At 67.9% G+C, this 23,031-nt stretch carries 33 protein-coding genes; 24 read left to right on the plus strand and 9 right to left on the minus strand.

What is annotated here, in order from left to right; translation table 11 throughout:
• Positions 1 to 35 precede the first annotated feature (35 nt).
• Both AC07PU_RS36715 and AC07PU_RS36720 read right to left on the minus strand, forming a co-directional pair.
• Positions 36 to 1,409: an ATP-binding protein gene (locus AC07PU_RS36715; RefSeq protein WP_495322968.1), complete on the minus strand. Its 1,374-nt coding sequence runs from the start codon at positions 1,407 to 1,409 to the stop codon at positions 36 to 38.
• A 56-nt stretch (positions 1,410 to 1,465) separates the two neighbouring features.
• A complete protein-coding gene (locus AC07PU_RS36720) occupies positions 1,466 to 1,885 on the minus strand; it encodes an organic hydroperoxide resistance protein (protein ID WP_261212908.1) in 420 nt (139 codons plus the stop codon).
• A gap of 266 nt (positions 1,886 to 2,151) precedes the next feature.
• Here AC07PU_RS36720 and AC07PU_RS36725 point away from each other — a divergent pair, with 266 nt between their 5' ends.
• Positions 2,152 to 2,892, plus strand: coding sequence for a response regulator (locus AC07PU_RS36725; protein WP_057597879.1), 741 nt, complete (start codon positions 2,152 to 2,154; stop codon positions 2,890 to 2,892).
• On the opposite strand, the gene AC07PU_RS36730 is transcribed toward AC07PU_RS36725, so the two are convergent.
• The 4 genes from AC07PU_RS36730 to AC07PU_RS36745 all read right to left on the minus strand — a co-directional run bounded on the left by AC07PU_RS36730 (position 2,889) and on the right by AC07PU_RS36745 (position 5,785).
• A complete protein-coding gene (locus tag AC07PU_RS36730) occupies positions 2,889 to 3,017 on the minus strand; it encodes a hypothetical protein (protein WP_495322969.1) in 129 nt (42 codons plus the stop codon). The two genes, AC07PU_RS36725 and AC07PU_RS36730, sit on opposite strands and share 4 nt — an antisense overlap.
• Position 3,018: 1 nt before the next feature.
• Positions 3,019 to 3,576 (minus strand): thioredoxin family protein, encoded by a 558-nt coding sequence (locus AC07PU_RS36735; protein WP_398498430.1) that lies wholly within the window; start codon positions 3,574 to 3,576, stop codon positions 3,019 to 3,021.
• Between the two features lie 135 nt (positions 3,577 to 3,711).
• Positions 3,712 to 4,692 carry a tripartite tricarboxylate transporter substrate binding protein gene (locus AC07PU_RS36740; RefSeq protein ID WP_057597877.1) on the minus strand — a complete coding sequence of 327 codons (981 nt, stop codon included), beginning with the start codon at positions 4,690 to 4,692 and terminating at the stop codon, positions 3,712 to 3,714.
• Positions 4,693 to 4,717: 25 nt separating this feature from the next.
• Positions 4,718 to 5,785 carry a GntG family PLP-dependent aldolase gene (locus tag AC07PU_RS36745; protein WP_495322970.1) on the minus strand — a complete coding sequence of 356 codons (1,068 nt, stop codon included), beginning with the start codon at positions 5,783 to 5,785 and terminating at the stop codon, positions 4,718 to 4,720.
• A 70-nt stretch (positions 5,786 to 5,855) separates the two neighbouring features.
• On the opposite strand from AC07PU_RS36745, the gene AC07PU_RS36750 reads away from it, so the two are divergent.
• Positions 5,856 to 6,788 (plus strand): LysR substrate-binding domain-containing protein, encoded by a 933-nt coding sequence (locus AC07PU_RS36750; protein WP_261212917.1) that lies wholly within the window; start codon positions 5,856 to 5,858, stop codon positions 6,786 to 6,788.
• 9 nt (positions 6,789 to 6,797) lie between these two features.
• Here the strand turns inward: AC07PU_RS36750 and AC07PU_RS36755 are convergent, their stop codons facing one another.
• On the minus strand, positions 6,798 to 7,742 hold the full coding sequence (locus tag AC07PU_RS36755; RefSeq protein ID WP_495322971.1) for a GlxA family transcriptional regulator: 945 nt from the start codon (positions 7,740 to 7,742) through the stop codon (positions 6,798 to 6,800).
• A 190-nt stretch (positions 7,743 to 7,932) separates the two neighbouring features.
• On the opposite strand from AC07PU_RS36755, the gene AC07PU_RS36760 reads away from it, so the two are divergent.
• The 6 genes from AC07PU_RS36760 (at position 7,933) to AC07PU_RS36785 (ending at position 12,382) form a co-directional block, all read left to right on the plus strand.
• Positions 7,933 to 8,736, plus strand: coding sequence for an SDR family NAD(P)-dependent oxidoreductase (locus AC07PU_RS36760; protein ID WP_495322972.1), 804 nt, complete (start codon positions 7,933 to 7,935; stop codon positions 8,734 to 8,736).
• Between the two features lie 30 nt (positions 8,737 to 8,766).
• The gene (locus AC07PU_RS36765) at positions 8,767 to 9,162 is read left to right on the plus strand and encodes a tautomerase family protein (RefSeq protein WP_057593136.1); all 396 of its coding nucleotides are present in this window, start codon (positions 8,767 to 8,769) and stop codon (positions 9,160 to 9,162) included.
• Between the two features lie 74 nt (positions 9,163 to 9,236).
• Positions 9,237 to 10,202 (plus strand): LysR substrate-binding domain-containing protein, encoded by a 966-nt coding sequence (locus AC07PU_RS36770; RefSeq protein WP_057593137.1) that lies wholly within the window; start codon positions 9,237 to 9,239, stop codon positions 10,200 to 10,202.
• Positions 10,203 to 10,359: 157 nt separating this feature from the next.
• Positions 10,360 to 10,941, plus strand: coding sequence for a Dps family protein (locus AC07PU_RS36775; protein ID WP_281080955.1), 582 nt, complete (start codon positions 10,360 to 10,362; stop codon positions 10,939 to 10,941).
• Entirely contained in the window at positions 10,938 to 11,837 is a 900-nt protein-coding gene (gene ubiA / locus AC07PU_RS36780; protein ID WP_495322974.1) for a 4-hydroxybenzoate octaprenyltransferase, read from the plus strand. The genes AC07PU_RS36775 and ubiA overlap by 4 nt, the downstream gene beginning before the upstream one ends.
• A 29-nt stretch (positions 11,838 to 11,866) precedes the next feature.
• Positions 11,867 to 12,382 carry a MaoC/PaaZ C-terminal domain-containing protein gene (locus AC07PU_RS36785; protein WP_495322975.1) on the plus strand — a complete coding sequence of 172 codons (516 nt, stop codon included), beginning with the start codon at positions 11,867 to 11,869 and terminating at the stop codon, positions 12,380 to 12,382.
• Between the two features lie 6 nt (positions 12,383 to 12,388).
• On the opposite strand, the gene proC is transcribed toward AC07PU_RS36785, so the two are convergent.
• Both proC and AC07PU_RS36795 read right to left on the minus strand, forming a co-directional pair.
• The gene (gene proC / locus AC07PU_RS36790) at positions 12,389 to 13,246 is read right to left on the minus strand and encodes a pyrroline-5-carboxylate reductase (protein ID WP_495322976.1); all 858 of its coding nucleotides are present in this window, start codon (positions 13,244 to 13,246) and stop codon (positions 12,389 to 12,391) included.
• Positions 13,243 to 14,436 carry an esterase-like activity of phytase family protein gene (locus tag AC07PU_RS36795; protein ID WP_495322977.1) on the minus strand — a complete coding sequence of 398 codons (1,194 nt, stop codon included), beginning with the start codon at positions 14,434 to 14,436 and terminating at the stop codon, positions 13,243 to 13,245. Before AC07PU_RS36795 ends, proC begins: the two co-directional genes overlap by 4 nt.
• Positions 14,437 to 14,661: 225 nt before the next feature.
• Between AC07PU_RS36795 and rplN the strand changes: the two genes are divergently transcribed.
• The 16 genes from rplN to AC07PU_RS36875 all read left to right on the plus strand — a co-directional run bounded on the left by rplN (position 14,662) and on the right by AC07PU_RS36875 (position 23,002).
• Entirely contained in the window at positions 14,662 to 15,030 is a 369-nt protein-coding gene (gene rplN, locus AC07PU_RS36800) for a 50S ribosomal protein L14 (protein WP_093351140.1), read from the plus strand.
• 13 nt (positions 15,031 to 15,043) lie between these two features.
• Positions 15,044 to 15,376, plus strand: coding sequence for a 50S ribosomal protein L24 (rplX, locus tag AC07PU_RS36805; RefSeq protein ID WP_057593144.1), 333 nt, complete (start codon positions 15,044 to 15,046; stop codon positions 15,374 to 15,376).
• 11 nt (positions 15,377 to 15,387) lie between these two features.
• Positions 15,388 to 15,927: a 50S ribosomal protein L5 gene (gene rplE, locus AC07PU_RS36810; protein WP_093351137.1), complete on the plus strand. Its 540-nt coding sequence runs from the start codon at positions 15,388 to 15,390 to the stop codon at positions 15,925 to 15,927.
• A gap of 8 nt (positions 15,928 to 15,935) precedes the next feature.
• A complete protein-coding gene (rpsN, locus tag AC07PU_RS36815; RefSeq protein ID WP_057593146.1) occupies positions 15,936 to 16,241 on the plus strand; it encodes a 30S ribosomal protein S14 in 306 nt (101 codons plus the stop codon).
• Between the two features lie 20 nt (positions 16,242 to 16,261).
• Positions 16,262 to 16,657 carry a 30S ribosomal protein S8 gene (gene rpsH / locus AC07PU_RS36820; protein WP_093351135.1) on the plus strand — a complete coding sequence of 132 codons (396 nt, stop codon included), beginning with the start codon at positions 16,262 to 16,264 and terminating at the stop codon, positions 16,655 to 16,657.
• Between the two features lie 25 nt (positions 16,658 to 16,682).
• Positions 16,683 to 17,216 carry a 50S ribosomal protein L6 gene (gene rplF, locus AC07PU_RS36825; RefSeq protein ID WP_093351132.1) on the plus strand — a complete coding sequence of 178 codons (534 nt, stop codon included), beginning with the start codon at positions 16,683 to 16,685 and terminating at the stop codon, positions 17,214 to 17,216.
• Between the two features lie 14 nt (positions 17,217 to 17,230).
• Positions 17,231 to 17,596: a 50S ribosomal protein L18 gene (rplR, locus tag AC07PU_RS36830; protein ID WP_057593190.1), complete on the plus strand. Its 366-nt coding sequence runs from the start codon at positions 17,231 to 17,233 to the stop codon at positions 17,594 to 17,596.
• A gap of 18 nt (positions 17,597 to 17,614) precedes the next feature.
• The gene (rpsE, locus tag AC07PU_RS36835; protein ID WP_093351130.1) at positions 17,615 to 18,133 is read left to right on the plus strand and encodes a 30S ribosomal protein S5; all 519 of its coding nucleotides are present in this window, start codon (positions 17,615 to 17,617) and stop codon (positions 18,131 to 18,133) included.
• Between the two features lie 35 nt (positions 18,134 to 18,168).
• A complete protein-coding gene (rpmD, locus tag AC07PU_RS36840; RefSeq protein WP_009124818.1) occupies positions 18,169 to 18,354 on the plus strand; it encodes a 50S ribosomal protein L30 in 186 nt (61 codons plus the stop codon).
• Positions 18,355 to 18,365: 11 nt separating this feature from the next.
• The gene (gene rplO / locus AC07PU_RS36845) at positions 18,366 to 18,797 is read left to right on the plus strand and encodes a 50S ribosomal protein L15 (RefSeq protein ID WP_093351127.1); all 432 of its coding nucleotides are present in this window, start codon (positions 18,366 to 18,368) and stop codon (positions 18,795 to 18,797) included.
• 32 nt (positions 18,798 to 18,829) lie between these two features.
• Positions 18,830 to 20,143, plus strand: a complete 1,314-nt coding sequence (gene secY / locus AC07PU_RS36850; RefSeq protein ID WP_057593152.1) for a preprotein translocase subunit SecY — start codon at positions 18,830 to 18,832, stop codon at positions 20,141 to 20,143.
• Positions 20,144 to 20,192: 49 nt separating this feature from the next.
• Complete coding sequence (gene rpmJ, locus AC07PU_RS36855) at positions 20,193 to 20,306, plus strand: 50S ribosomal protein L36 (RefSeq protein WP_038201958.1); 114 nt, start codon at positions 20,193 to 20,195, stop codon at positions 20,304 to 20,306.
• 23 nt (positions 20,307 to 20,329) lie between these two features.
• The gene (gene rpsM, locus AC07PU_RS36860) at positions 20,330 to 20,695 is read left to right on the plus strand and encodes a 30S ribosomal protein S13 (RefSeq protein WP_013544105.1); all 366 of its coding nucleotides are present in this window, start codon (positions 20,330 to 20,332) and stop codon (positions 20,693 to 20,695) included.
• Positions 20,696 to 20,708: 13 nt separating this feature from the next.
• The gene (rpsK, locus tag AC07PU_RS36865; protein ID WP_009124825.1) at positions 20,709 to 21,113 is read left to right on the plus strand and encodes a 30S ribosomal protein S11; all 405 of its coding nucleotides are present in this window, start codon (positions 20,709 to 20,711) and stop codon (positions 21,111 to 21,113) included.
• A gap of 130 nt (positions 21,114 to 21,243) precedes the next feature.
• On the plus strand, positions 21,244 to 21,867 hold the full coding sequence (gene rpsD, locus AC07PU_RS36870) for a 30S ribosomal protein S4 (RefSeq protein ID WP_057593153.1): 624 nt from the start codon (positions 21,244 to 21,246) through the stop codon (positions 21,865 to 21,867).
• A gap of 145 nt (positions 21,868 to 22,012) precedes the next feature.
• Positions 22,013 to 23,002: a DNA-directed RNA polymerase subunit alpha gene (locus AC07PU_RS36875; RefSeq protein ID WP_009124827.1), complete on the plus strand. Its 990-nt coding sequence runs from the start codon at positions 22,013 to 22,015 to the stop codon at positions 23,000 to 23,002.
• Positions 23,003 to 23,031 lie beyond the last annotated feature (29 nt).

A 23,031-nucleotide genomic window follows, 5' to 3' on the forward strand; every position in this document is an offset into this window, starting at 1 on the left:
CGCCGTCGGATGTCGCCGTGGTGGGTTGTGTGCGCTCAGTCGCCCGGCGCGGGGCGCGTGCCCAGCAGCAGGCTGGCCTCGAGCCCGCCCTCGGGCCGGTTGGCCAGCCGCAGCTGCGCGCCCATCGCGGTCGCGAGCTGCTGCGCGATCGCCAGGCCCAGGCCGGTGCCGCCGGTGTCGCGGTTGCGCGAGCTCTCGACGCGGTAGAAGGGCTTGAGCACCGCGTCGAGCTCGTCGGCCGGTATGCCCGGGCCGTTGTCGACCACCGCGATGCGCAGCTGGCCGCCCGCGGCCTCGGGCTGCACGCGCACGCTGACCTCGGTGCCGAACTTGAGCGCGTTGTCGATCAGGTTGGCGAGGATGCGGCGCAGCGCGTTGGGCCGGGTCACGATCGGCGTGCCGGCGCGGCCCTCGAGCCGCACCGGCTGGCCGGCGTCCTCGTAGTCGGCCAGCATGCTCTGGACCAGCGCGTCGGCATCCACGCGCAGCGGCGGCTCGGTCGCGCCGTGCAGCGTGCGCGCATAGGTCACGCCCTCGCGCACCAGCGACTTCATCGCGTCGAGGTCCTGGCGGAACTTGTCGCGGTCGGGCGTGGCGTCCATCAGCTCGGTGCGCAGCCGCATGCGTGTGATCGGCGTCTGCAGGTCGTGCGAGATCGCGGCCAGGATCTCGACGCGCTCCGACATGTAGCCCGAGATGCGCTGCTGCATCGCATTGAAGGCGCGCGCGGCATGGGCCACCTCGCTCGGGCCGTGCTCGTCGAGCGGCCGGCCCTTGAGGTCGGGCCCGAGCTCGTCGGCCGCGCTCGCCAGCTGCGCCAGCGGCCGCGTGACCAGCCGCACCGCGGCCCAGGCGCACAGCGCCAGCACCAGCAGCTGGATCGCCATGCCCCACATCAGCCAGGGCGACATCGGCATGTCGACCCGGCGCGCATGCACGATCAGCGCCGAGCCGTCGTGCAGCCGCACCTGGATCTCCAGGCCGCCGACGGGGTTGCCCACCTCGCCGATCTTCACGATCTCGAACGGGCGCATGGCCTCCATGATGGCCTCGCCGAACTGGCGCAGCGAGGCCGAGGCCGGCGCGTTGCCACCGGCCTCGCCGCCGAGCGTGAAGTGGTAGTTGCGCCGCTCCAGCCGCGCCAGCCAGTCCGCGCGCTCGCCGGCCGGCAGGCGGTCGAGCAGTGCCACCGAGCTCGCGATGTCGCGCTCGATGCCGATCATCATCAGCTCGCGCATCGCGAGGCCGCGCTCGTAGTTGATCGCGCCGAAGGTCAGGGCCTGCGCGATCGCGAGGCCGACCACGATGATCAGCGTGACGCGCGCGAACAGCGAGCGCGGGACCAGCCGGCGCAGCCCGCGGCGGACGGGTGCGGCCTGGCTGGCGGCGGGGCTGGCGGGGGTGGACATGGACGCCTTTATAGACGGGTGGACGAAGGCGCCGGCGTCGGCCGGCGCGCCGCGGCTCAGACCAGGCGCAGCGTCACGTCGATGTTGCCGCGCGTGGCCTTCGAGTACGGGCAGGTCTGGTGCGCCGCATCGACCAGGCCCTGGGCCACCTCGCGGTCCAGGCCCGGGATGCTCACGTCGAGCCGGGCCTGCAGGAAGTAGCCGCCCGTGCCGCTGCCGAGGTCGACCTCGGCGTTCACGCTCAGGTCGGCCGGCAGCGCGATCTTCTGCTTGGCGGCCGCCAGGCCCATCGCGCCGATGAAGCAGGCCGACCAGCCGGCCGCGAACAGCTGCTCGGGGTTGGTGCCCTGGCCGGCGGAGCCGGGCGAGGACAGCTGGATGTCGAGCCGGCCGTCGCTGCTGCGCGCGCTGCCGTCGCGGCCGCCGGAGGTGGTGTGGGTCTTGCCGGTGTAGAGGACCTTGTCGATCTGGCTCATGGTGGTTCCTTGGATGGATGAAGAAGGGGTTGTTCGTCGAACGGAACGGATTCTTGGGCCGCGACCACCCCCGCGGCGCGCCTTGCGTATGCCTGTGTATCCGCGCGAAAAACGCACACAGTACGTTTCACGTCCCCGGGCGCGGCCAGCCGCGAGTGCAACGGCATGTGGCGCTTCGCCGCGCCGGATACTTGGGCATACAAAAGCCGCTCTCGCGCGCCGGCCGGCGGCTACATTGCGCTGCACGACAACCCAGAGACCGCGCCATGAACACCAGGCCCTCCGACCACATCCTCATCGTCGACGACGACCGGGAGATCCGCGAACTGCTGAGCACCTACCTGGTGAAGAACGGCCTGCGCGTGGTGGCGGTGCCGACCGGGCGCCACATGCGCGCGGCGCTCGAGGACTCGGGGCCCTTCGACCTGATCATCCTCGACCTGATGCTGCCGGGCGAGGACGGCCTGACGCTGTGCCGCGACCTGCGCACCGGCAAGTACAAGGCCACGCCGATCCTGATGCTGACCGCGCGCAGCGAGGAGGCCGACCGCATCCTGGGCCTGGAGATGGGCGCCGACGACTACCTGGCCAAGCCCTTCTCGGCGCGCGAGCTGCTCGCGCGCATCCGCTCGGTGATGCGTCGCACCCGCATGCTGCCGCCCAACATGGGCTCGGCCGAGGCCGCGCGCAAGCTGGTGTTCGGCGAATGGCAGGTCGACACCGTGGAGCGCCACCTGCTCGACGAGAGCGGCACCATGGTCGCGCTCAGCGGCGCCGAGTACCGGCTGCTGCGCGTGTTCCTCGACCATCCGCAGAAGGTGCTGAGCCGCGACCAGCTGCTGAGCCTGACCCAGGGCCGCGAGGCCGAGCTGTTCGAGCGCTCGATCGACCTGCTGGTGAGCCGGCTGCGCCAGCGCCTGCGCGACGATGCGCGCGAGCCGCGCTACCTGAAGACGGTGCGCAGCGAGGGCTATGTGCTGGCCGCGGCGGTCGAGGCGCGCGACTAGGCGCCTTTTCGCTTCGACGGACCCGTCGCCGAGCGGGTCGCGATGCATTGGCAGTTCGTCGGCTGGCGGACTTCGTGCGCGAAGCCGCCCGCGAGGAACAGCAGGGCGAACCAGAGCTTCTTCATCTCAGGACGCCGGTGCGGGTTCGGCCAGCAGCGCCTGGATCTTCTTCTCGGTGGTGCCGTAGCTGCCCTCGCCGAAGTGCGAATAGACGATGCGGCCCTGCTTGTCGATCAGGTAGACGGCCGGCCAGTACTGGTTGCGGAAGGCCTTCCAGGTGCCATAGCTGTTGTCCTGCGCGACCGCGTGGCGGATCTGCAGGCGCTGGATCGCGTCCTTCACGTTCTGCGTCGACTTCTCGTAGGCGAACTCGGGCGTGTGCACGCCGACCACGACCAGCCCCTGGTCCTTGTACTTCGCGTCCCAGTCCTTGACGTAGGGCAGGTGGTTCAGGCAGTTGATGCAGGTGTAGGTCCAGAAGTCGACCAGCACCACCTTGCCGCGCAGCGCCGCCATGTCCAGCGGCGGCGAGTTGAGCCAGGTGTCGATGTGGGTGAAGGCCGGCGCGGGCGCGGCCTGCGCGGCGGGAATGTCGCCGCCGCCGGGCGGCGCGGCGAGGGTGACGAAAGCCACCGAGGCGGCGATGGCGGCGGCGATGGCGAGCGGTGCGGCGGGGAGGCGCATGGCGGTTCCTTCGGGAGAGAAAGAGGCGGTGGAAGAATCGATGCGGCGATTCTTCGATGCCCGCCGCCGCTGCCGCGCGCGCTGCGTATGCCTGTGTATCCGCGGGACGCGGACCGCACAGTACGTTGCATGCGCCTAGCTGTTGAGCGTGAACCCCGTCTGCTTCACCACCGCCTGCCAGCGCGCGATCTCGTCGTTCAGGTGCTTCGCGAAGGCCTGGCTGCCGCGCGGCATCGGGTCGATGAAGGCATCGGCCAGCCGGGCCTTGACCTCGGGCAGGTCGAGCACCTTGGCGAGCGCTGCGTTCAGGCGCTGCTGCACGTCGGCGGGCGTCTTCGCGGGCACCATGAGGCCGTACCAGACGCTGCCGACGATGCCGGGCGCGCTCTCGGCGAAGGTCTGCACCTGCGGCAGCTTGGGATCGCGCGCCGTGCTCGCGATGGCGAGCACCTTGAGCCGCTTCGCCTCGATGTGCGGCATGCAGGCCGGCACCGAGTTGATCACCATCGGCACCTGGCCGCCGATGGCATCGGTCAGCGCGAGCGCGCCGCCCTTGTAGGGCACGTGCACCAGCTCCATCCCGGTCTTGAGCTTGAGCAGCTCGTAGAGCAGGTGCGGCGCCGAGCCCTGGCCCGGCGTGCCGACGCCGTACTGGCGCACCTGCTCGCGCGGCAGCGCCAGCAGCTCCTTGAGCGAGTTGGCGGGGAACGACGGATGTGCCACCAGCAGTTGCGGCGAGGAGCCGATCAGCGTGAGCGGCGCGAAGTCCTTGATCGAATCGAAGGGCAGCCGCGGCTGCACCGCCGCGTTGGTGGCGTGCGCGGCATCGGCGATCAGCAGCGTGTAGCCGTCGGCCGCGCTCTTGGCCACGGCGTCGGTGCCGATCATGGCGGAGGCGCCGGCCTTGTTGTCGACGATGACGTTCCAGCCGCTGGACTCGGTCAGCTTCTGCGCCACCAGGCGCCCGACCACGTCGGAGCCGCCACCGGGCGCATAGGGCACGACCAAGCGGATCGGGCGGCTCGGGTAGTCATTGGCGAAGGCGGGGCGGCCGAGCGACAGGGCCGCGGCCGAGAGGGAGGTGGCGACGAAGTCGCGGCGGGACAGGGTGGGCATGGTGGATCTCCTGGAAGGGGGCGGCTCAGCGGAGCAGGGTGTCGGCGGTGCGGCGGAAGCCGGCGATGGCGGCGTCGACGGCGGCGGTGTCGATGTGGCGGTGCGTCACGAGGCGCAGCCGGTGGCCGCCCCAGGCGCGCACCAGCACGCCGTGCTCGCGCAGCGCGCGGGTCCATGCCGCGCTGTCGGGGCCGTGCGCGGGCAGGTCGGCGAGCACGATGTTGGTGGCGGGCGTGTTGGTGCGCAGCGCGCCGGGCCGGACTGCGCCCAGGCCCTCGGCCAGCCGCCGCGCCTGGCGATGGTCGTCGGCGAGCCGGCCCGCCATGGTCTCGATCGCCTCGAGCCCGGCCGCCGCGACCACGCCGACCTGGCGCTGCGTGCCGCCGAGCATCTTGCGCAGCCGCCGCGCGCGCTCGATCGTCGCCGTGGTGCCGACCAGCACCGCGCCGGCCGGTGCGCTCAGGCCCTTCGAGAGGCAGACGGACACGCTGTCGGCGAAGCGCGCGATGGCGGCGGGCGCCACCTCGAGCGCGACCGCCGCGTTGAACAGCCGCGCGCCGTCGAGGTGCACGCGCGCGCCCGCGCCCCGCGCGGCCTCCAGCACCGCGCGCATGTGCGCGAGCGGCGGCACGGCGCCGCCCGCGTTCGCGTGCGAGGTCTCCATGCCGACGAGTTCGGTGCGCAGGCCGCCGGGGCGGCGCAGCGTGCGCTCGAGGTCGTCGAGGTCCATCGCGCCGGCCGTGCCCGCGATGCCGAGGTAGGCCAGGCCCGCGAGCGTGGCGCCGCCGCGCTCGGTCAGGAACATGTGGGCCGTGGCCTCGAGCAGCACCTGGCCCTGGCGCTCGGTCTGCGCGAGCACGGCCAGCAGGTTGCCCATGGTGGCCGTGGGCACGTAGAGGCCGGCCTCCTTGTCGAGCGTGCGCGCCACCAGCGCCTCGAGTTCGCGCGCGGTCGGGTCGCCGTCGAGGCCGTCGTCGCCCAGCGGCGCGCTGCGCATGCGCTCGTACATCGCGGGCGTGGGCCGCGTGACGGTGTCGCTGCGCAGGTCCACGCCGGGAGGATCGGAGGGTGCGGTCGCGTCGGTGCCAGTCATGGCGGCGAGTATTCGCGTGCCGCCCGGATACGCAAAATTCCTTGTAGAGGGTGCGTCATACAATTTTGATATGACGACCCGTCGCATGACGCTCAAGCACATCGAGGCCTTCCGCATCGTCATGCAGACGGGCTCGATGACCGAGGCCGCGCGCCGGCTCCACACCTCGCAGCCCCAGGTCAGCCGGCTGGTGTCGCAGCTCGAGGCCATCGTCGGCTTCCTGCTGTTCGAGCGCCGCGGCACGCGTCTCCTGCCCTCGCTCGACGGCAAGCGTTTCTTCCAGGACGTGGAGAAGGCCTTCGTCGGGCTCGAGGGCCTGGAGGGCGCGGCCTCGAACATCCGCTCCTTCGGCGGCGACCGGCTCGCGGTGGCCGCCATGCCGCGGATCGCGGGCGGGCTGCTGAGCAAGGCCGTCGCGCAGTTCAAGGCCGAGCATCCCGAGACCCTGCTCACCATCCACTCGGGCGCCGCCGCCACCGTCAACACCTGGGTCAGCTCGGGCCTGTGCGAGCTCGGGCTGGCCATCCTCTACGGCGACGACGTGCCGGGGATGCAGGTTCAGACCCTGCTGACCATGGACTGCGTGGCTGTGCTGCCGATCGGGCATCGGCTCGCGAAGCGCAAGCAGGTCGCGGCGGCCGACCTCGAGGGCGAGGCCTTCGTCTCGTTCCCGCTCGGCAGCGCGCCGCGCGAACGCATCGACCGCGTGCTGGCGGCCGCCGGCGCCCGCACGCGCACGGTGCTGGAGTCGGACCTCGGTGCCTCGGTCTGCGCGCTGGTCGCCGCGGGCCTGGGCGTCAGCGTGCTCAATCCGCTGGCGGCGCTCGAGGAGCGGCGCAACCTCGAACTCGCGGTGCGCGCTTTCGTGCCCGCGATCCCGGTGCGGCTCGCGCTGCTGCTGCCGCCCGATGCGCCGGATTCGCGGCTGGTGAGCGCCTTCGCGGACCAGGTGCGCGCGGTGATCGCGTCGGACCTCGAGGTGATCCGCCCGTACCGGCGCTGAGCCCGCTGGCTACACCAGCTCGGCGTTGGCCGAGATGCGCTGGATCGCCTGCGGCGGCTGCCCGAAGGCACGCAGGAACGCCTGCCGCATGCGCTCGCGGTCGCCGAACCCGGTTTCGCGCGCGATCACCTCGATGGGGTGGCGGCTGGTTTCCATCATCAGGCGCGCGGCCTCCACGCGCAGCCGCTCGACCGCCTTGGCCGGCGGCTGGCCGGTCTCCTCGCGGAACACGCGGCTGAACTGGCGCGGGCTCAGGTGCGCCGCGTTGGCCAGCACCTCCACCGACAGGTCGGCGGCGAGGTTCTCCCTGGCGTAGGCCAGGGCCGTCTGCACGCGGTCGGACCTGGCGTCGAGCTCGAGCAGGGTCGAGAACTGCGACTGGCCGCCGCCCCGGCGCTGGTAGATGACCAGCTTGCGCGCGATCGTCAGCGCCAGCTTGCGCCCGAGGTCCTTCTCGATCACCGCGAGCGCGAGGTCGAGGCCCGCGCTCATGCCGGCCGAGGTCCAGACCGGCCCGTCGATGACGAAGATCCGGTCTTCCTCCATCTGCACGCGCGGATAGCGCTCCCTGAAGGCGCGCGCATGCAGCCAGTGGGTGGTCGCCTTGCGGCCGTCGAGCAGCCCGGCCTCGGCCAGCACGAAGGCGCCGGTGCAGATCGAGGCCATGCGTCGCGAGCGCGCGGCAGAGGTTCGGACGCGCTCGATCAGGCTGCGCGGCGGCAGGCGGCATTCGTTGTCGCCCGCCACGATCAGGGTGTCGAACGTGCGCTCGCCCCAGGCCTCGGTCTGCACCGCGAAGCCCTGCGACGAGGCCACCGCGCCGCCGGGTTCGGACACCACGGCGAAGTCATAGGCGGCCGAGCCGTGCATCAGGTTGGCGTATTCGAAGGCCGTGGCCACCGCCAGGGCCAGGGACTGGAAGCCGGGGTAGACGAGCAATCCGACGCTGTGCATTTCGCGCTCCTCGAGTGACCTGAAAACTTGCATGTCGTGCAAGCGCGCCATTCTGCGGCGCTTTGCGCGGTGCCGCCGGGTCGTGTCCTAAAACATTGCATCTACGACATTGAGGAAATGCGGCGTCATTTTTACGATGACCCTCAGGCGCCGGCAGCCCGTCGGCCCGTTCTCTTCCAAGGTGAATTTCATGACCTCTTCCACGACCTCCCCAGGCACCGCGCTCATCACGGGCGCTTCCACCGGCATCGGCGCCATCTACGCCGACCGCCTGGCCCGGCGCGGCCACGACCTGATCCTGGTGGCCCGCAACGGCGAGCGGCTGCGAACGCTGGCCGACGAGCTACGTGCCGCCACCGGACGCCGGATCACGACCCTCGTCGCCGACCTGACCGACGCGGCGGCGCGCTCGCGCGTCGAAGAGGTGCTGCGCACCGACGAGTCCCTCACGATGCTGGTCAACAACGCCGGCATCGGCTCGGTCGCGTCCATCCTCGCGGACGATGCCGACTCCATGGAGCACATGATCGCGCTCAACGTCACGGCGCTCACGCGCCTGAGCTACGCCGTGGCGCCCGCGTTCGTGCGACGCAAGGCCGGCACGATCGTCAACATCGCCTCGGTGGTCGGCGTCGCGGTCGAGATGCTCAACGGCGTCTACAGCGCGTCGAAGTCCTATGTGATCGGCTTCGGCCACACGCTGCAGCGCGACCTGGGCGACAAGGGCGTGCGCATCCAGACCGTGATGCCGGGCGCCACGGCCACCGAGTTCTGGGACGTCGCGGGCTATGCGCCGCAGAAGGAATCGGCCAGCACCATGTCGGCCGCGGACCTGGTGGACGCCGCGCTGGCGGGCCTCGACGCGGGCGAGCGCGTGACCATCCCGGGCCTGCACGAGGGCGAGCGGTGGACGCAGTGGGAGGCCGATCGCCGCGCGCTGGCGCCGAAGTTCGCCAATGCCGTGCCGGCCGCGCGCTATGGTCTGGCGCGCTGAGTCCTCTTCTCTTCTTTTCAGGAGCCCCGCATGCCGTACCTCCAGCTGGACGTCAACGACCACTACCCGAGCGAGCTCAAGCAGCGCCTGGCCGAGCGCATGAGCCGCACCTACGCCGAGATGATGTCGGTGGACATCCGCCGCATCAGCGTCGCGGTGCGCGAGCTCGGCGAGGGCGGGCTCTGGCGCATTCCCGACCCGGAGGGCCCGCCGGTGCCGGTGTCGCTGATGATGCTGGACATCCGCCAGGGCCGGCCGCCCGAGCTGCGCATGGCGCTCGCCAAGGCGCTGTGCGCCCACTGCATCGAGCTGCTGGGCCTGCGCGAGGACCGGCTCAACGTCGAGTTCACCCAGCACACGGGCGACGAGATGTACCACCCCACGCTCGGCGGCTACAGCCCGGACTGGACGCCCGGGGAGTCCTGACGCGTGCCGCTCCGGCGGCGCCCGACCCCTGACCGCGAGCGGTCACGGTGCCTTGCGCATAATTGACGCAAGCTATGACCCTCACCGAACTCAAATACATCGTTGCCGTGGCCAGGGAGCGCCACTTCGGCAAGGCGGCCGAAGCCTGCTACGTGTCCCAGCCCACGCTCTCGGTGGCCATCAAGAAGCTCGAGGACGAACTCGAAGTCAAGCTCTTCGAGCGCAGCGCCGGCGAAGTCACGGTCACGCCGCTCGGCGAGCAGATCGTGCAGCAGGCCCAGAGCGTGCTCGACCAGGCGGCCAGCATCAAGGAGATCGCCAAGCGCGGCAAGGACCCGCTGGCCGGGCCGCTGAACCTCGGCGTGATCTACACCATCGGGCCCTACCTGCTGCCCGACCTCGTGCGCCAGGTCATCTCGCGCACGCCGCAGATGCCGCTGGTGCTGCAGGAGAACTTCACCGTCAAGCTGCTCGAGATGCTGCGCGCCGGCGAGATCGACTGCGCGATCATGGCCGAGCCCTTTCCCGACACCGGCCTCGCGATGGCGCCGCTGTACGACGAGCCCTTCGTGGCGGCGCTGCCGGTCAAGCACAAGTTCGCCGACCGCGAATCGATCACCTCCGAAGAGCTGCAGAGCGAGACCATGCTGCTGCTGGGCACGGGGCACTGCTTTCGCGACCACGTGCTCGAGGTCTGCCCCGAGTTCGCGCGCTTCTCGAGCAATGCCGAGGGCATTCGCAAGAGCTTCGAGGGCTCGTCGCTCGAGACCATCAAGCACATGGTGGCCTCGGGCATGGGCGTGACGCTGGTGCCGCGGCTGTCGGTGCCGGCCGAGGCGCTCAAGCCCAGGGGCAAGGGCCGCAAGGAATCGGAGCAGATGGTGCGCTACCTGCCGGTGCGCGATGCGCAGGACCGCGATCCGCCCACGCGCCGCGTGGTGCTCGCATGGCGGCGCACCTTCACGCGCTACGAGGCGATCGCTGCGCTGCGCAATGCGATCTATGCCTGCGAACTGCCGGGCGTGAAGCGGCTTTCCTGAGCCGATGCGGCGCGGGAGCGGGCGAATTCGCGACCTCGGCCTACGCCGCCGCAAGCCTGGAATCTCGAACGCTGCGATAGAGTGACGCTGTTGCGAAGCCGCGCGCCGGCTTCGAGAATTCCGGTGTCACTCCCAACTTGAAGAAAGATCTTTTGCCATGGCCAAAGCTCCCAAGAAAACCAAGCCCTCTCCCGCTTCCTCCGCCGGCAAGGTGCCCAAGAAGGGCGGCACGGTGGTTGCGCAGGAGTCCGGCAGCCGCAATGCGCCGATCATCAACATCGGCATCGAGCGCCAGGACCGCGCGGCCATCGCCGAAGGCCTGAGCCGCGTGCTCGCCGACACCTACACGCTCTACCTCACCACGCACAACTTCCACTGGAACGTGACGGGTCCGCACTTCAACTCGCTGCACGCGATGTTCATGGCGCAGTACACCGAGCTGTGGAACTCGACCGACGTGATCGCCGAGCGCATCCGCGCGCTGGGCCACTACGCGCCGGGCTCGTACGCCGAGTTCAGCAAGATCGCCACCGTGCCCGACGTGCCGCAGGACCCGCCCAAGGCGATGGAGATGGTGCGCATCCTCGTGAAGGGCCACGAGACCGTGTCGCGCATCGCGCGCGAATTCATCCCCGTGGCCGAGGAAGCCGGCGACGATCCGACGGCCGACATGCTGACCGCGCGCTGCACGGTGCATGACCAGACCGCCTGGATGCTGCGTTCGCTGCTCGAGGATTGACCTCCCATCCCGCCCCCCACGGCCTCACGCCCGCGTCACGCCGCGGGCGTTTTGCCGTGTACCTCGACCTGATCCGCTGGAACCGTCCCGCGGGCTGGCTGCTGCTGCTGTGGCCCAGCCTCGGCGCGCTCTGGTTCGCGGCCGACGGCTGGCCGGGCTGGCACCTGGTCGCGGTGTTCGTGCTCGGCACGATCCTGATGCGCAGCGCGGGCTGCTGCATCAACGACGTGGCCGACCGCGACTTCGACCGCCACGTGAAGCGCACCGCGCAGCGGCCCGTGACCAGCGGCGAGATCTCGGTGCGCGAGGCGCTGCTGTTCGGCGCCGTGCTCGCGCTGGTGGCCTTCGGGCTGGTGCTCACGACCAATCGGGTCACGGTGTACTGGTCGTTCGCCGCGCTCGCGGTCACGCTGGTCTATCCCTATGCGAAGCGCTTCGTGTCGATCCCGCAGGCGGTGCTCGGCATCGCGTTCAGCTTCGGCATTCCGATGGCCTTCGCGGCCGTGCAGGCGACCGTGCCGGCCTTCGCATGGTGGCTGCTGGCGGGCAACCTGTTCTGGGTGCTGGCCTACGACACCGAGTACGCGATGGTCGACCGCGACGACGACCTCAAGATCGGCATGAAGACCTCGGCCATCACCTTCGGCCGCTTCGACGTGGCGGCGGTGATGGCGAGCTATGCGGTCTTTCTCGCCGTGTGGACCTGGGCCGGCGCGAGCCGCGGGCTCGGCGCCGTGTTCTACCTCGCGATCGCGATCGCGGCGGGGCAGGCGGCCTGGCACTGGCGGTTGATCCGCGAGCGCACGCGCGAAGGCTGCTTCCAGGCCTTCCGGCTCAACCACTGGCTGGGCTTCGCGGTCTTCGCCGGCGTGGTGGCCGGCTACGGCCTGCGCTGATCCACGGCCGGCAACGGAAACGAGACCGAATGCAGCCCACGCCCGACGCCGAGGCCACGCTGGAGAATCTGCGCGGCCGGATCGGCCGCGAGGCCCATTCGGAATGGCACCGCATCACGCAGGACATGGTGGCGCGCTATGCCGAGCTCTCGGGCGACGGCGAGGGCGAATGGATCCATCTCGACCCGCAGCGCGCGGCGCGCGAAGCCGGCTACGGCGGCGCCATCGTGCAGGGCTTCTTCCAGGTCTCGCACCTGATCAAGCTCAGCGGCGAGGCGATGCGCAGCCTGCTGCCCTTCGACACCAACCATGCACTGAACTACGGCTTCGACCGCCTGCGCTTCGTGCGGCCGATGCCGGTGGGCGCGCGCTTCCGGGCGCGCGTGCGCATCGCGGAGGTCACGCCCAAGCCCGGCGACAGCTTCCTGCTGAAGGAAGCGCTGCAGCTCGAGCTGGAGGACGGCACCGTCACGCTGGCGGCCGACTGGCTGTTCTTCCTCGGCCCGCGCGCGCTGGCGGGCACCTTCGACGCGCCGCCGGCCTGAGGGCCCTCAGCCGCGGCCGAATTCCTCGCCGAGCTCGGCCGCGCGCTTCTGCGCCGCGCGGATCGCGGTCTTGAACTGCCCCTTGACGTCGGCCTGCTGCAGCGCGCTGATCGCCGCGTAGGTGGTGCCGCCCTTGGAGGTCACGCGCTCGCGCAGCACCGCAGGCGGCTCGTGCGCGCTGTCGGCCAGCGCCGAGGCGCCGGTGAAGGTGCCGATCGCCAGGCGCTGCGCCTGGTCGGGCGCGAGGCCCATCTCGATGCCGGCCTCGGTCATGGCCTCGATGAAATAGAACACGTAGGCCGGGCCCGAGCCCGACATCGCGGTCACGGCGTCGAGCGCGGGCTCCTCGTCGACCCAGATCAGCTCGCCGGTGGGCGTCAGCAGCTGGCCGACCAGCGCGCGGTCGGCGCCGTCGGCGCCGGCGCGCGCGAACAGGCCCGTCATGCCCTGGCCGACCAGCGCCGGCGTGTTCGGCATGGCCCGCACCACGCGCTCGGTGGCCAGCCAGCGGGCGACGCTGTCGGACGGGATGCCCGCGGCCACGCTCAGGTGCAGGGCGTTCCCGGCGAAGGGGCGCACCGGGCGCGTGGCCTCGGCGAAGGTCTGGGGCTTGACCGCCCAGACCACCACCGCGCAGCGCGACAGCGCCGCGCCGGCCTCCGGCTGGGCCGCGATGCCGAAGGTGTTGGCCAGCCTGGCGCGCGCCTCCTCGAAGGGCTCGACCACCTCGAAGGAGGTGGCGGGCGTGCCTTGCTGGATCAGCCCGCCGATGATGGCGCTGGCCATGTTGCCGCCACCGATGAAGGCGATGGGCGGCAGCGGCGCGGGGGCGTTGCGGGGCAGGAAGGTGGCGGCGATGGTCATGGTCGGTCGAGGAATTCGAAGGCGGCGAACTGCGTGATCTGCAGCGGGTTGAAATTGTCGTCGCTGACGATCATCAGCGTCCGCCCGCCACCGGGCAGCGGCGGGCCCCAGCACATGCCCTCGCTGTTGTCGAGGCGCGAGAGGCCGTTGCCGGGCCCGAGCCGGGAGAAATCGGCGACCAGGGTCTTGGCGACCGGCCGGTGGTTGCCAGGGGCCAGCGCCTCCAGGCCCAGCACGTCGCTGCCGCCGCGGGTGTCTATTTCATAGAGGCGCAGCGAATTCCCGGTGCCCGCGGCGTAGGCGCGCTCGAGCACCAGCATGCGGTGCGCATCGATCATCAGCACCTCGCTCACGCCGTTGTCGGCATAGGTGCCCGGCAGCAGCGGACGCAGGGGGATGGCGTCGGGCACATAGGCGATCTGGCCGGTCGCCCGGCCGCTGGCCAGGTCGATGCGCGTGAAGCGGCAGGGGCCGCCGGCGGCGTCGACCGTGGGCACGGGGCCGTCCTGGATCAGCGCGTTCTCCATCGCCAGCCAGGCCGTGCGGCCGTCGGGCGTCAGCGCGAGGCCCTCGAAGGCGAGGTTGTCGCGCGCGCCGCGGCGCTGGGCCGGATCGGGCTGGAACATGGCGGGCAGCGCGAATTCGCGCAGGAAACGGCCGTCGCGCGCCGATTCGTAGAGCGCGGGGCCGAAGCCGCGCGCCAGGTCGCCCTCGCTGCTCCACAGCAGGGTGCCGGTGTCGGGGCGCAGGCGCAGCGATTCGGGGTCGGGCACCGGCAGGCCGGCGATGGCCTGCCGGCGCGAAGGCCAGGGGCCGCCGCCCGGGCGTTGCAGTTCGACGACACCGGTGGCTTCGGGCGCCGCGCTCCAGGGCGCGGGCCAGCGCGCCATATAGAAGCGAACGGGCGCCAGGTCCGACCGGTCGTCGCTCAGGAGCAGGTACTCACCTGCGCGGGCGTCGAAGTCGATGCCCGAGAGCCCGCCCGCCGGCGTGCCGCCGATGGAGAGCCGGTGCGGCCAGCGCGCTTCCGCGAGGCGGCGCAGCCGGACGGGCGCCGGGGCATCGGGCGCGGCCGCCGGGGCGCCGCAGCCGGCGACGCCCAGCGCCAGGGCGCCGGCGGCCCCCGCGAGGCCGCCCAGCACGAGACGGCGGGTGGTCGAGAACGAGGGGGTGGGGGCAGGAGGGCGCACGGGGCCAGAGTCTAGTGTCTTGGCGGGCGGCGCAAAGAAGGCAGTTGACATCGAAGCAGGCGGGTGCCACAATCGCGGGCTTCGCTTCAAAAAGGCGAAGATTTCAGCCCAAACGGGAAGCGCTTCGAGTGGTTCGAGGCGCGGACGGCGGGCCCAAGACTGACCGATGCGAGACACGCGAATCCCTCCGGGCCGCGCATTGGTACAAGTTGGGAATATCAAGAAATGATCCAAACTGAATCCCGGCTCGAAGTGGCCGACAACACAGGCGCGAAGTCCGTCCTGTGTATCAAGGTGCTCGGTGGCTCCAAGCGGCGTTATGCCAGCGTGGGCGACGTCATCAAGGTCAGCATCAAGGAAGCCGCTCCGCGTGGTCGCGTCAAGAAGGGCGAGATCTACAGCGCAGTGGTCGTGCGCACCGCCAAGGGCATCCGTCGCAGCGACGGCTCGCTCGTCAAGTTCGACGGCAATGCCGCCGTGCTGCTCAACGCCAAGCTGGAGCCGATCGGCACCCGCATCTTCGGACCGGTGACGCGCGAACTGCGCACCGAGAAGTTCATGAAGATTGTGTCGCTGGCACCCGAAGTTCTCTAAGGACAACAACGCCATGAACAAGATTCGCAAAGGCGACCAGGTCATCGTGTTGGCCGGCCGCGACAAGGGCAAGCGCGGCGTCGTGACGCTGCGCAAGGACGACTCGCACGTGCTCGTCGAAGGCATCAACCTCGTCAAGAAGCACACCAAGCCGAACCCGCTCAAGGGCACGACCGGTGGCATCGTCGAGAAGGCCATGCCGATTCACCAATCCAACGTGGCGATCTTCAATGCCGCGACCGGCAAGGCCGATCGCGTGGGCATCAAGGTGAGCCAGGATGCCGAAGGCAAGCGCGTCGCAGTGCGTGTCTTCAAGTCCAGCGGCGAAGAAATCAAGATCGCCTAAGAGGTACTCAGATGGCACGTCTCCAACAACACTATCGCGAAAAGATCGCCAAGGACCTGACCGAGAAGTTCGGTTATGTCTCGCCGATGCAGGTCCCGCGCCTCACCAAGATCACGCTCAACATGGGCGTGGGTGAAGCTGTCGCCGACAAGAAGGTCCTCGACAACGCCGTCGCCGACCTGACCAAGATCGCCGGCCAGAAGCCCGTGGTCACCAAGTCGAAGAAGGCCATCGCCGGTTTCAAGATCCGCGAGAACCAACCCATCGGCTGCATGGTCACGCTGCGCGGCGTCCAGATGTACGAATTCCTGGACCGCTTCGTGACGGTGGCTCTGCCCCGCGTTCGCGACTTCCGTGGTATCTCGGGTCGTGCCTTCGACGGTCGCGGCAACTACAACATCGGTGTGAAAGAGCAGATCATTTTCCCCGAGATCGAGTACGACAAGGTCGACGCCCTGCGTGGTCTGAACATCAGCATCACGACGACGGCCAAGACCGATGAAGAAGCCAAGGCGCTGCTCGCCGGCTTCCGTTTCCCGTTCAAGAACTGAGGTGATTCGTGGCTAAAGCATCTTTGATCCAGCGCGAACTCAAGCGCGACAAGCTGGTTGCCAAGTTCGCCGCCAAGCACGCCGAACTGAAGGCCGCCTCGAACGACCTCAAGAAGACCGAAGAAGAGCGCGCAGCCGCCCGCCTGGCACTGCAAAAGCTCCCGCGCAACGCGAACCCCACGCGTCAACGCAACCGTTGCGAAATCACCGGTCGTCCGCGCGGCACCTTCCGTCAATTCGGTCTGGCCCGCGCCAAGATCCGCGAACTGGCCTTCAACGGTGACATCCCCGGTGTCATCAAGGCCAGCTGGTAAGCCAGGCAGGAGCAAACAACATGAGCATGAGTGATCCCATTGCCGACCTGCTGACGCGTATCCGCAACGCGCAGATGGTGGCGAAGCCCACTGTGTCGGTCCCGTCTTCCAAGGTGAAGATCGCGATCGCGCAGGTCCTGAAGGACGAGGGCTACATCGACGGCTTCCAGGTCAAGACCGAAGCCGGCAAGAGCGAACTCGAGATTTCGCTGAAGTACTACGCTGGTCGCCCGGTCATCGAGCGCATCGAGCGCGTGAGCCGCCCCGGCCTGCGCGTCTACAAGTCCAGCACTGCCATTCCGCAAGTCCAGAACGGCCTCGGCGTTGCGATCGTCACGACCCCCCAGGGCGTGATGACCGACCGCAAGGCACGCGCCTCCGGTGTCGGTGGCGAAGTGCTGTGCTACGTCGCCTGACCGAGACATCGAGGAGAACACTGAAATGTCCCGAGTAGGAAAATCGCCGGTCGCCATCCCCCAAGGCGTGGATGTGTCGATCAAGGAAGACCAGATCAGCGTCAAGGGCACGGGCGGTTCGCTCAGCCTCGCGCGCAACGCACTGGTCAACGTCGTCAGCAAGGACGGCAAGCTGAGCTTCGAGCCGGCCAACGATTCGCGTGAAGCCAACGCGATGAGCGGCACGATTCGTCAGCTCGTGAACAACATGGTGGTCGGCGTGACCAAGGGCTTCGAGAAGAAGCTCAACCTGGTTGGCGTGGGCTACAAGGCCGCCGCCCAGGGTTCCAAGTTGAACCTGCAAGTCGGTTACTCGCACCCGGTCAACATCGACATGCCGCAAGGCATCACGGTGGCCACCGCGACCCCGACCGAAATCGTGATCAAGGGTGCCGACCGCCAGCGCGTCGGCCAAGTGGCCGCTGAGATCCGTGCCGTTCGTCCGCCCGAGCCCTACAAGGGCAAGGGTATCCGTTATGCGGACGAGAAGATCGTGATCAAAGAGACCAAGAAGAAGTAAGGGGCAGCAAAATGATGTTGACCAAAAAAGCACAGCGTCTCCGCCGTTCGCGCCAGACCCGCATCCGCATCGCGACGCAGGGTGTGGCTCGCCTCACGGTGAACCGTACCAACCTGCACATCTACGCGACCGTCATCTCCGGCGACGGCTCGAAGGTGCTGGCCACGGCCTCCACCGCCGAAGCCGAAGTGCGCACCGCGCTCGGCGGCTCGGGCAAGGGTGGCAACACCGCTGCAGCCACCGCCATCGGCAAGCGCATCGCCGAAAAGGCGAAGGCCGCCGGCGTCGAGAAGGTTGCCTTCGACCGCGCAGGTTTTGCGTACCACGGCCGCGTCAAGGCGCTGGCCGATGCCGCCCGCGAAGCCGGCCTGCAGTTCTAACCGGACACGAGATTCAAAATGGCAAAGATTCAGGCAAGAACGCAGAACGAAGGCCCCGAGGACGGTCTGCGCGAGAAGATGATCGCGATCAACCGCGTCACCAAGGTGGTGAAGGGCGGTCGTATCCTCGGTTTCGCAGCACTCACCGTGGTCGGTGACGGCGATGGCCGCGTCGGCATGGGCAAGGGCAAGTCGAAGGAAGTGCCCGCTGCCGTGCAGAAGGCGATGGAAGAAGCCCGTCGCAATCTGTTCAAGGCTCCGATCAAGAACGGCACGCTGCACCACCAGGTGCAGGGCCACCACGGCGCCTCCACGGTCGTGATGTACCCGGCCCCCAAGGGTACCGGCATCATCGCCGGCGGCCCGATGCGCGCCGTGTTCGAAGTCTTGGGCATCACCGACATCGTGGCCAAGAGCCATGGTTCGTCGAATCCCTACAACATGGTTCGCGCCACGCTCGACGGGTTGAAGAATTCGACGACCGCGTCCGCAGTGGCTGCCAAGCGTGGCCTGACCGTCGAAGAAATCTTCGCCTGAGCGCGAGCTCTTGCAAGGCTGAAGGAAGCATTCAAATGACGACGCAACAACAAACCCTGAAGGTGCAATTGGTCAAGAGCCCGATCGGCACCAAGGAATCGCACCGTGCCACCGTTCGTGGCCTGGGCCTGCGCAAGCTCAACAGCGTGAGCGAACTGCAGGACACCCCCGCGGTGCGCGGCATGATCAACAAGATCAGTTATCTGGTCAAAGTTCTGTAAGAGAGACTGATATGGAACTCAATGGCATCAAGCCGGCGGATGGCGCCAAGCACGCCAAGCGCCGCGTTGGCCGCGGTATCGGCTCCGGCATCGGCAAGACCGCGGGTCGCGGTCACAAGGGCCAGAAGTCGCGCGCAGGCGGTTTCCACAAGGTCGGCTTCGAAGGCGGTCAAATGCCGCTGCAGCGTCGCCTGCCGAAGCGTGGCTTCAAGTCGCAGACGCTCAAGTTCAACGCCGAAGTCACGCTAGCTGCTCTCGAGCAGCTCGGCCTGGCCGAAGTCGATGTGCTCGCCCTGAAGCAAGCCGGCCTCGTGGGCCAGCTCGCCAAGGTGGTGAAGATCATCAAGACCGGCGAACTCACCAAGGCCGTCAAGCTGACGGGCGTCGGTGCCACCGCTGGTGCCAAGGCCGCGATCGAAGCGGCCGGCGGCAGCGTCGCCTGATCGACAGACCTTCGGACTGAAAGAAGCTCCTCGTGGCAACTAACGCGGCAACGATCGCAAAGACGGGCAAGTTCGGTGACCTGCGTCGCCGGCTGGTCTTCTTGCTGCTCGCGCTCGTGGTCTACCGGATCGGCGCGCACATTCCCGTGCCCGGCATCAACCCCGACCAGCTCGCGGCGTTGTTCCAGGGGCAGCAGGGCGGCATCCTGAGCCTGTTCAACATGTTCTCGGGTGGCGCGCTGTCGCGTTTCACGGTGTTTGCGCTGGGGATCATGCCGTACATCTCGGCGTCGATCATCATGCAGCTGATGACCTACGTGCTTCCGAGCTTCGAGCAATTGAAGAAGGAAGGCGAGGCCGGTCGCCGCAAGATCACGCAGTACACCCGTTACGGTGCACTGGGTCTGGCGCTGTTCCAGTCGTTCAGCATCGCAGTGGCGCTCGAGTCGTCGGCTGGCCTGGTGATCTCGCCCGGCTTCGGCTTCCGGATCACCGCCATGGTGAGCCTGACGGCAGGTTCGATGTTCCTGATGTGGCTCGGCGAGCAGATCACCGAACGCGGTCTGGGCAACGGCATCTCGATCCTGATCTTCGCGGGTATCGCCGCCGGTCTGCCGAACGCCATCGGCGGTCTGCTGGAGCTGGTTCGTACCGGCGCCATGAACGTGATCATCGCGCTGTTCATCGTCGCGGTGGTGGTGCTGGTCACCTACTTCGTGGTGTTCGTCGAACGCGGCCAACGCAAGATCCTCGTGAACTATGCGCGGCGCCAGGTCGGCAACAAGGTGTATGGCGGTCAGTCGTCGCATCTGCCGCTGAAGCTGAACATGGCCGGTGTGATTCCGCCGATCTTCGCGTCCTCGATCATTCTGCTGCCGGCGACGGTGGTGGGCTGGTTCAGCACCGGCGAAGGCGGTTTCCGCTGGATCAAGGATGTGGCCAGCGCGCTGCGCCCGGGCGAGCCGATCTACGTGCTGCTGTATGCCGCCGCGATCGTGTTCTTCTGCTTCTTCTATACGGCCCTCGTGTTCAACAGCCGCGAGACCGCCGACAACCTGAAGAAAAGCGGTGCGTTCATTCCGGGCATCCGCCCGGGTGACCAGACGGCGCGCTACATCGACAAGATTCTGGTTCGCCTGACGTTGGCCGGCGCGGTGTACATCACCTTCGTCTGCCTGCTGCCCGAGTTCCTGATCCTGAAATACAACGTTCCGTTCTATTTCGGCGGTACCTCCCTGTTGATCATCGTGGTCGTCACGATGGACTTCATGGCTCAGGTCCAAAACTACATGATGTCCCAGCAGTACGAGTCGCTGCTGAAGAAGGCCAATTTCAAGACTTCGTAAGGCACAGGGCACTGGCCCGCCGGGTTGAACAGAGTTTTAGGAGAATGAAATGAGAGTTTCGGCTTCGGTCAAAACCATCTGCCGTAATTGCAAGATCATCCGCCGCAAGGGTGTGGTGCGCGTGATCTGTACCGACCCGCGCCACAAGCAGCGCCAGGGTTGATCAAAGAGTATTAGAGGACGCACATGGCACGTATTGCTGGCATCAACATTCCGCCGCACAAGCACGCTGAGATCGGCCTGACCGCCATCTTCGGTATCGGTCGCACCCGCGCCCGTCAAATCTGCGAAGCGAGCGGCATCGAATATTCGAAGAAGATCAAGGATCTGACGGACGCCGATCTCGAAAAGATCCGCGACCAGATCGCCTTGTTCACGATCGAAGGCGACCTGCGCCGCGAGACGACGATGAACATCAAGCGCTTGATGGACATCGGCTGCTACCGCGGCTTCCGTCATCGTCGCGGCCTGCCGATGCGCGGCCAGCGCACGCGCACCAATGCCCGCACCCGCAAGGGTCCGCGCAAGGCTGCGCAGTCCCTGAAGAAGTAAGGATTGAAACAGCATGGCTAAAGCTCCTGCCAACAACGCCGCACAGCGCGTTCGCAAGAAGGTTCGCAAGAACGTTGCGGACGGCATCGCTCACGTGCACGCCTCGTTCAACAACACCATCATCACGATCACCGATCGCCAGGGCAACGCCCTGTCGTGGGCTTCGTCGGGTGGCCAGGGCTTCAAGGGCTCGCGCAAGTCGACCCCGTTCGCCGCGCAGGTCGCTTCCGAAGTGGCCGGCCGTGCTGCTGTCGAACAAGGCATCAAGAACCTCGACGTCGAGATCAAGGGCCCCGGCCCCGGTCGCGAATCGTCGGTGCGCGCACTGGCTGCGCTCGGCATCCGGATCAATTCCATTGCCGACGTGACGCCCGTTCCGCACAACGGCTGCCGTCCCCAGAAGCGTCGTCGCATCTGAGCGTCAGTCCCCTCAGGCGCAGCCGTTTCAAAGCGGCTGCGCATTTGTTTTTTAACTAAGCCCACCGCCATCGGCACTCTGTTGTCGATGGCTCCCGCAGGCGACTGCGGCAGCAAACAAAGGAAAAGACGTGGCACGCTACCTCGGCCCCAAGGCCAAACTTTCCCGCCGCGAAGGCACCGACCTGTTCCTGAAGAGCGCCCGCCGCTCGATCCAGGACAAGGCCAAGTTCGACTCCAAGCCCGGCCAGCACGGCCGTACCTCGGGTCAGCGCACCTCGGACTACGGTCTGCAGCTGCGTGAGAAGCAGAAGGTCAAGCGCATGTACGGCGTGCTCGAGAAGCAGTTCCGCCGCTACTTCGAAGAAGCCGATCGCCGCCGTGGCAACACTGGCGCCAACCTGCTGTTCCTGCTCGAGTCGCGCCTGGACAACGTCGTCTACCGCATGGGCTTCGGCTCGACCCGCGCCGAAGCGCGCCAGCTCGTGTCGCACAAGGCCATCACGGTGAACGGCCAGTCGGTCAACATCCCGTCGTACCTGGTGAAGACCGGCGACGTAATCGCCGTGCGCGAGAAGTCGAAGAAGCAGAATCGCGTCGTCGAGGCACTGCAACTCGCCCAGCAAGTCGGTATCCCCGGCTGGGTCGACGTCAACGCCGACAAGGCCGAAGGCACCTTCAAGAAGGTCCCGGACCGCGACGAGTTCGCTGCGGACATCAACGAATCGCTGATCGTCGAACTGTATTCGCGTTGATTTCCACTCCCGCACCGCGCAAGCGGCGGCGGGAGTCCTGTTTTTGTTGTTCACGTTCCTGGTTCGTGCCGCACTCGCGCTGCGGGCCAGGCGCTTCACCAGCCTTACCGGTGTAACGAGCCGGGGGTATTGAGAGGAAGTCTGCATGCAAACCACCCTGCTGAAACCCAAGACCATCCAGGTCGAGCAACTCGCGGCCAACAAGGCCAAGGTGACGCTCGAGCCTTTCGAGCGCGGCTACGGCCACACGCTCGGCAACGCGCTGCGTCGCGTGCTGCTGTCGTCCATGGTCGGTTATTCGGCCACCGAAGTCACGATCGCCGGCGTTCTGCACGAGTACTCGTCGATCGATGGCGTGCAGGAAGACGTCGTCAACATCCTGCTGAACCTCAAGGGCGTGGTGTTCAAGCTCCACAACCGCGATGAAGTCACGCTGAGCCTGCGCAAGGACGGCGAAGGCCCGGTCCTGGCCTCGGACATCCAGACCCCGCACGACGTCGAGATCATCAATCCCGACCACGTGATCGCGCACCTGTCGCAAGGCGGCAAGCTCGACATGCAGATCAAGGTCGAGAAGGGCCGCGGCTACGTGCCCGGCACGATGCGCCGCTATGCCGACGAGCCGACCAAGTCGATCGGCCGCATCGTTCTCGATGCTTCGTTCTCGCCCGTGAAGCGCGTGAGCTACACCGTCGAAAGCGCCCGCGTCGAGCAGCGCACCGACCTCGACAAGCTGCTGGTCGAAATCGAGACCAACGGCGCGATCACCGCCGAAGACGCCGTGCGCGCCTCGGCCAAGATCCTGGTCGAGCAGCTCGCCGTGTTCGCGCAGCTCGAAGGTGGCGAACTGGCCGCGTTCGATGCCCCGGCACCGCGCAGCGCACAGCAGTTCGACCCGATCCTGCTGCGCCCGGTCGACGAGCTCGAGCTCACCGTGCGTTCGGCCAACTGCCTGAAGGCCGAAAACATCTACTACATCGGCGACCTGATCCAGCGTACCGAGAACGAGCTGCTCAAGACCCCGAACCTGGGTCGCAAGTCGCTCAACGAAATCAAGGAAGTGCTCGCCTCGCGCGGCCTGACCCTGGGTATGAAGCTCGAAAGCTGGCCGCCGGCCGGCCTCGACAAGCGTTGATTTTTTAACGGCCCTCTGAAAAGGGCCAG

It is taken from the genome of Variovorax sp. GW821-FHT10D07 (assembly GCF_059415325.1).